The following is a 6,764-nucleotide window of genomic DNA, read 5'->3' as shown; positions in this document are numbered from 1 at the left end:
TTGCGCTCTTCCAGGGCGGTGATGAAGCGGGTCTCGGTCTGGCGGTCGAAGGCGTTGAAGATGTCGGCCATCATCTCGTGGCTGTCGCGCTTGGAGGTGCGCGCCAGGTTCGACATGAACTCGTTGCGCAGCGTCTGCTCGATCTTGTCGAGGATCTCGCGCTGCACGGGCTCCATGCGCAGCATGCGCATGACGCATTCCAGCGCGAAGTCTTCCGGCAGGCAGGCCAGCACGCGGGCGGCGTGCTCGGACTTCACCTTCGACAGCACGACGGCGACGGTCTGCGGATATTCGTTCTTCAGGTAGTTGGCGAGCACGGCCTCGTTCACGTTACCGAGCTTGTCCCACATGGTCCGGCCGGCCGGGCCGCGGATCTCCTCCATCAGGGCGTCCACCTTCTCGGGCGGCATGATGGAGGCGAGCAGCTTCTGGGTCTGTTCGAACGAGCCCATGATCGAGCCCGTGCCGGCGGCGCCGGAGACGAACTCCACGAGCAGGTCCTCGACGACTGCGGCGGTCACGTTGCCGAGGCTGGCCATCGCCTGGGAGATCTCCTTGATCTCCTCCTCGTCCAGGTCCTGCCAGACGTGCGCGTGCTCCTCGCCGAGGGCGAGCAGCACCACGGCGCACTTCTCCGCGCCGTTCAGGCGGGAGGGGTCAACGATGCTCTTGGATCCGGCGCGGGGGGCCATCAGTTGGTCTCATGCAGCCAGGAGCGGAGGATCGCGACGGACTCGTCGGGGTGGCGTTCCACGAACTCGGACACCTTCTTCACGGCGCTCGCGCGGACCTGGCCGTCGACGCGGGCCATGTCGATGCGGTGGTTGGGGTCGTCGGCGCTGAGCGGGCCCGCCAGCGCCAGTTGGCTTCCGTCGGCGGCGATCTGCATCGGCTGGCCGTCGGGGCTCACCATGACGCGTTGGACCTGGGCCGGTCCGATGAGCGCACCGGCGCCGCCCGCGCCCTTCTTGCCGCTGCCGCCCAGCAGCGGGCGGGCGACGAAGAAGATCATCAGGATGCCCACGACCGCCAGCACGGCCAGCTCGACGGCGCGCATGATGTCGTTCTTGTCGAAACCCATCAGGGGGCTCGCGGCCTCGACGCCGCCGTCGTCGGCCGCGGTGGGGAAGCGGACGTTCACGACGCTGATCTGGTCGCCGCGGTCCTGGTTGAAGCCCACGGCCGAGCGGACAAGCTGCTCGATCTGCTGCATCTCCTGGGCTGAACGCGGCGTGTAGGCGCCGGGCTTGCCTTCCGTGCCGGCCGCAGTCACGCCGTCAACCGCCACGGCCACCGACAGGCGCTTCACCGTGCCCGGCTCCTGGACCTCGGTGCGGACGGTCTTGGAGATCTCGTAGTTGGTGGTCGAGTCGGTGCGGCCGGTGCTCGAGGTGTTGGTGTTCAGGTCCGGCGAGCCGGCGCCCGGGATGTTGGCGGCGACCGACGCCTGGCCCGAGCCGCTGGAGTCGTTGTCGCGGCTGTTCTCCTCGGTGGTCGATTCCGAGCGGATCACCTGGCCGTCGGGGTCGAAGGTCTCCTGCTGCACGGTCACCCGCGCCAGTTCCAGGTCAGCGGTGATGTTGACGCGCGCCTTGCCGGCGCCGACGACGCCCTCGACCAGCTGCTTCACCTGCTTGGCGATGCGCTGCTCGACCTCGGACTTCCGCCCGTCGGCCTCGGAGGCCATGCCGACCTCGCCGCCGCTCAGGGTCTTGGCGTGCTGGTCCACGACCGTCACGCGGTCGGGCTTCATGTTGGGAACGGCGCCGGCCACCAGGTTCTGGATGGCGCGGACCTGATCGGCGTTGGGCTCGCGGCCGCCGACGCCGATGTTCACCGCTGCGGAGGGCTGCTCGGCCTCTTCCTCGAACAGCTGGCGCTTGGGCAGCACCAGGTGCACGCGGGCCATGGTGATGCCGTCCAGGCTGCGGATGGTGCGGGCCAGCTCGCCTTCCAGGGCGCGCTGGCGGTTCAGCTGCTGGACGAAGTCGGTCTGGCCGAGCGCGTTGGCCTCGTCGAAGATCTCGTAGCCGACCGAGCCGGCGGTCGGCAGGCCCTTGCCCGACAGCATCAAGCGGGTGGAGGCCACCTCGTCGCGCGGCACCATGATGGTCGAGCCGTCACCCTTGACCTCGTACTTCACGCCGGCCTGATCCAGGGCGGCCGTGATCGTGCCCGCTTCCTTGAGGTCGAGGTTGGAATAGAGCAGGGCCTTGGGCTGGCCCAGGCCCATGAAGATGGCGGCGGCGACGGCGGCGAGGCCGGCGGCGAGGCCGAGGATGGCGGCCAATCGGCCGATCCCGAACCGCTGCAGCATGGCCGTGAACTGATTCAAGGCTGGTCGCCCCCTCCGTACGCGAAGGGACCGCCGAAACACGGTTGCTCCCCTCAGGTAGGCAGGAATTACCCAGTCCTTGGTTAAAGGCGGGTTTAGACTTGGCTGTAGCGGAGGATTTTCGGATAGCGGCGCGGCGTCGCAGGCGCGGCCGTAATCCTAGCGGCTCCAGGGCTCCAAGGCGCCGTTCATGGCCAGCAGCACCGCGAACACCGTGTAGATCAGCACGGAGAGCGTGAAGAACACCTTGCGCAGCACCGTCCACGAATCGACCCGCCGGCCGCCCTGCCAGACCGCCGGCAGCGCCGCGATCGTGATCAGGCAGAGCGCCGCGGCGACCAGGGCGCTGGCCGAGGCGGTGACGAGCAGGGGCCCCGGCCAGCCGTACATGATCCGCTCGATGTCCGACGCGCCGGCGGCCCAGGCGCCGAACAGCACGAGCGCGGCGAGCCACAACCCCGCCTGCATGGTCTGCACCATCGCGGCGCGGGCCTGGATCTGGTTCTGGCGCACCTCGCGGCGGTTGCGCAGGACCAGGCCCGCGAAGGTCCCCACGGCCGCCAGCAGCGTGAGCCCGGCCATGGTCGTCAGCACGCCGGGCCGCTCGGCGAAGGGTGTGCGCCGGAAGGTCTCGGTGTTGATGTCGGGGCGGAAGCCGACCGGGCGCCCGTCCTCCATGAGGAACGCCAGTCGCTCGTCGCCGACGGTGGCGACGAACCGGCCCTCGCTCAATGGTCCGTCGGGGGTCCAGGCCTTCGCCTCGCCCAGCGCCGGGCGGGTCACCAGCCGGCCGCCGGACGTCACCTCCACGTCGGTGGCGCCGACGAGCAGGCCCACGAAGCCTTCCAGCCCGCCGTGCGCCCGCCGCGTCGAGAGGTAGGCGCCGTCGTACGCGTCGGCGGCCTCGGCGAGCTCGGCCGAGCCGGCCCGGGGGAAGGTCGCGGGGCCGGCGTAGAAGTGGCGGACCAGCGCCTCGGGGAACGGGTAGGCGATCCTCGCGCCGCTCGCGCTGTTGGTGCTGACGAAGATCCCCAGCTTCAGCTCCGGGACCACGATCATCGACGAATGGAACGCCAGCGTGTCGCCGCCGTGGCCGTAGCCTGCGAAGCCGCCGGGCAGGTCGAAGACCATGAAGCCGTGGGCCCAGCCGTTGATCCCCGGTGGCGTCTGGCGCAGCGGCGAGCGGAAGGCCCGGGCGGCGCGCGGCCCGAAGACGGTGACGCCGTTCGACGTCCCATCGCCCAGTAGCATCTGCATGTAGCGCGCCATGTCGCCCGCCGTGGACGACGCCGAGCCGGCCGGCGCGACTTGGCCGATGTACTCGTAGTCCTGGGGCGTGAAGCCGGCGTTGCGCCACGCGTAGCCGGTGGAGATGTCGTCGCGCAGCCGTTCGGGCATGGGCGCCGGCAGGCCGCGCCGGTCGGGCCGCGGTTCGCGGAAGGTGGTGTGGTTCATGCGCAGGGGAACGGTGATCTCGTCCTCGACCATCCGCTCGAAGGTCTTGCCCTTGCCGAAGGTCACCGCCGCGCCGGCCAGGGCCACGCCGTAGTTCGAGTAGCTGGAGACGATCCCCGGCCGACGCACCCGGCTGGGCCGCTCCTGGCGCAGATAGAGGTCCAGCGGCCGCACGCGCCGCGGATCGTTCTCGAAGAGCTGGCCCAGGGCGCGGTCCTCGAAGCCCGGCGTGTGCTCCATCAACTGGCGGATCGTGACTTCGCGCGAGCGGCCCGACAGTCGCACCCTGTCCGGGAGGTAGAGGTTGACCTGGGCGTCGGGGCGGATGCGGCCAGCCTCGATCTCCCTCATCAGGAGGATCCAGGTGAAGGTCTTGGAGATCGAGCCGATGCGGAACAGCGTGCGGTCGGGGTCGACGGCCCGACGCGGCTCGAGGCTGGCGAAGCCATAGCCGCGCTTCAGCACCACCTGGCCGTCCTGGACGACGGAGACGGTGGCGCCCGCCACATGCTCGCGGCGCATCGCGTCGGTCATCCAGCCGTCGACGAACGCCGCCAGCTCCGCCGCCGGGATCGCCTGGCCCGCCGGCAGCTTTGCGCCCTGGACGACCCGGACCGGTGCGGCGGGCGTCGCGGCCGGGGCGGGCGCCGGCGGCGCGGGCCGGGCAGGCGAGGCCTTTGGCGCGACCTTCGCATAGGGAATGGGCGCTTTGGGCAGAGGCGGGGCTGCGTCCTGCGCAGCGGTCGGGGACGCGAGCAACAGCGCCAGGGTCGCCAGGACCGCCTTGCCGAGGCTCCGCATCGTCCGCCCCACTCCCTCTCCAGCCCCCGACCATATCATCTGCGGTTGAGTCGCAAGGCGCGTCTCGCCGCTTCGGGGGCGAAGCGCGGCGGCGCGCATCGAACCCGCAGGTCGCGGCGCCGGAGACCCGGCGGGTATCGGGTCAGTCCGTCCACTCGAAGGCGAAGAGCGGCAGCATCGGGCGCAGCTGCGGCCCCACCCAGATCTGCGGTTCGGACGGCGGGGTCATCTTCTCCGCGATCTCGCGCGCCCGAACGCACTCGCGCACCGCGCCCGCCAGCACGCCGAAGTCCCGCGACCCCGGCATCGACGAGAGGAAGCAGTCGTCGAAGTAGGGGTACTTGTTGTCCTGGCCGCAGCCGAACGAGGTTCGGTCGGGCCGAGCCGCCGTCAGCACCATTCGGTTCGTCGCCGCCAGCGCCGGCACGAACACCCCCGAGAAGCACGCCGAGATCACCACTACGGTCGGGCGTTTGCCGCAGGTCTGGTCCAGCATGTTGGCCAGGGCGCCCGGCCGCAGGATCCCCTGGTCGACCTGGGCGCCCTGCGGCAGGCCATGCGACGTGAGGTAGAACAGGCATCCCCCCTGCGCGCGGCCCGCCCCGTCCACCAGCGCCCTGTAGATCCCGCGCAGCTCGGCCTTCTCGGGGCGGGTGTCCTTGTAGCGCTCGGGCCGCACCGAGAACTGGCGGATGTTGGCCGGCTGGAAGCCCGCCCGCCCCAGGGCCAGGGTCACGTCGCGGCGGGCATTGTCGAAGCCCTCGGTGGGGCCGCCGTCGCTGGCGTGCCAGTCGCCGGCCACCACGACGGCCGACCAGTCGGCGAACGGTGAGGCCGCCTGCGCCGCGCTCGCCGTCCCGAGCCAGAAGGCCGCCAGGAGAGCGAGGAGCCGACGCATGGCGCTTTGCTACTTCTTGTAGTTGGTGAAGGGCGTGGGGATCGCGGTGCCGGTGGCCTTTGCCAGCAGCCGGCCCTCGGCGTCGTAGAGCTCGCCCTCGGTGAAGGCCACCTGGCGGCCCCACTTCACGACCTTGCCGATCCCCTTGAGCTTCCCAGGCATGCCCGGCCGGAAGAAGCTGGTCTTCATCTCCAGCGTAGGCGCGACCGCGGTCATTCCCGAGGCCACCATGCAGGCCACGCTCATGGCCTCGTCCAGCATGGCGCAGAGATAGCCGCCCTGGATCTGCTTCATGGGATTGAGCAGGAGCTCGGCCTTGCCGTCGAACTCCACCTCGACCGACCGCTCGGCCTGGCTCACCGCCACCATGCGGAAGCCCAGGGTCTGCGAGCCGGTGGGCTGGTTCTTCGTCCGCAGGAACCGCTGGAGGATGGCCTCGTCGGTCAGGGCTTCAGGCTCGGCCTTGGCCGTGGGAGCCGCCACGTCGGTCATGCGGTCACTTCTTCCGGAACTGGTCGAGGGAGACGACGGTGGCTTCGGCCGGCTTCGCCGCGGGCGCGGCGCCCTCCTTGTCCTTAGCGTCTGGCGCCGGGGCGCGGGCCTCTGGCGGGGCAGGCGGCGGCGGCTCGAACTGCAGAAGGAACTGCACCGAGGGGTCGTAGAAGCGGGTGATGGCCGCGTAGGGGATCGAAAGCCGCTTGGGTTGGCCGCCGAACTGCAGGGTGACCGAGAAGAAGGTCTCGCCGGGCGCCAGGTCCCAGTACTGGTGCTGCAGGACGATGGTCATCTCGTCCGGGTACTTCGACAGCAGGTCGTTCGGACCCGAGACCCCGGCCGCGTCGGTCTTAAAGGTGATGTAGAAGTGGTGCGAGCCGGGCAGGCCCTCGGGGGCCGCGGCGCGCTTCAGGGCAGCCTTCGCCACGCCGCGCAGCGCGTCCTGCGCCAACGCTTCGTAGTTCATCAGATCCTGTACCGGCGGATCCTGGGCCACGCGAACACTCCAAACCACGGAACATCCAGGAAGGTAGCGTGTGGGGAGTGCGGTGCAAGGTGAGAAGCGGCGTGCGAGTGGCTTCTGTCGACCGAACGACAATTGTGGCGGGTACAAGTTGCACGCTGTGGTAGAAGTGGGAGGCTTCTGTTGCCAGGCGCCTCCCGAGCCCCGCCTAGAGATCTGAACCTCTAGGACTTGGTTCGGATGTTACCGGACCGCATTACGCAGCCAGGCGAACTTCCTCAGCGAAGTTATCGTTCGCATTTAGTTTAAAGACCCGG

General features: G+C 69.9%; 6 protein-coding genes and 1 other RNA gene. All 7 read right to left on the bottom strand.

Going from position 1 to position 6,764, the window contains the following annotated elements:
* Positions 1 to 692, bottom strand: a 692-nt coding sequence (locus VGD44_RS18405) for a flagellar motor switch protein FliG (RefSeq protein WP_331089820.1), incomplete at its 3' end; no start/stop codon positions are given.
* Positions 692 to 2,335: a flagellar basal-body MS-ring/collar protein FliF gene (gene fliF / locus VGD44_RS18400; RefSeq protein WP_414694688.1), complete on the bottom strand. Its 1,644-nt coding sequence runs from the start codon at positions 2,333 to 2,335 to the stop codon at positions 692 to 694. The genes fliF and VGD44_RS18405, both read right to left, overlap by 1 nt.
* Before the next feature lie 159 nt (positions 2,336 to 2,494).
* On the bottom strand, positions 2,495 to 4,312 hold the full coding sequence (locus VGD44_RS18395; RefSeq protein WP_414694690.1) for a serine hydrolase domain-containing protein: 1,818 nt from the start codon (positions 4,310 to 4,312) through the stop codon (positions 2,495 to 2,497).
* A gap of 421 nt (positions 4,313 to 4,733) precedes the next feature.
* A complete protein-coding gene (locus VGD44_RS18390) occupies positions 4,734 to 5,489 on the bottom strand; it encodes a C13 family peptidase (RefSeq protein WP_331089816.1) in 756 nt (251 codons plus the stop codon).
* 9 nt (positions 5,490 to 5,498) lie between these two features.
* Positions 5,499 to 5,981, bottom strand: coding sequence for a PaaI family thioesterase (locus tag VGD44_RS18385; RefSeq protein WP_331089814.1), 483 nt, complete (start codon positions 5,979 to 5,981; stop codon positions 5,499 to 5,501).
* Positions 5,982 to 5,985: 4 nt separating this feature from the next.
* Positions 5,986 to 6,450, bottom strand: a complete 465-nt coding sequence (locus VGD44_RS18380; RefSeq protein ID WP_414694689.1) for an SspB family protein — start codon at positions 6,448 to 6,450, stop codon at positions 5,986 to 5,988.
* A 165-nt stretch (positions 6,451 to 6,615) separates the two neighbouring features.
* Positions 6,616 to 6,764: a transfer-messenger RNA gene (gene ssrA, locus VGD44_RS18375) on the bottom strand; the annotation flags it as partial.

This window comes from Phenylobacterium sp. (assembly GCF_036402295.1).
Lineage (GTDB): Bacteria > Pseudomonadota > Alphaproteobacteria > Caulobacterales > Caulobacteraceae > Phenylobacterium.
This window is presented reverse-complemented; position numbering and strand designations above follow the sequence as displayed.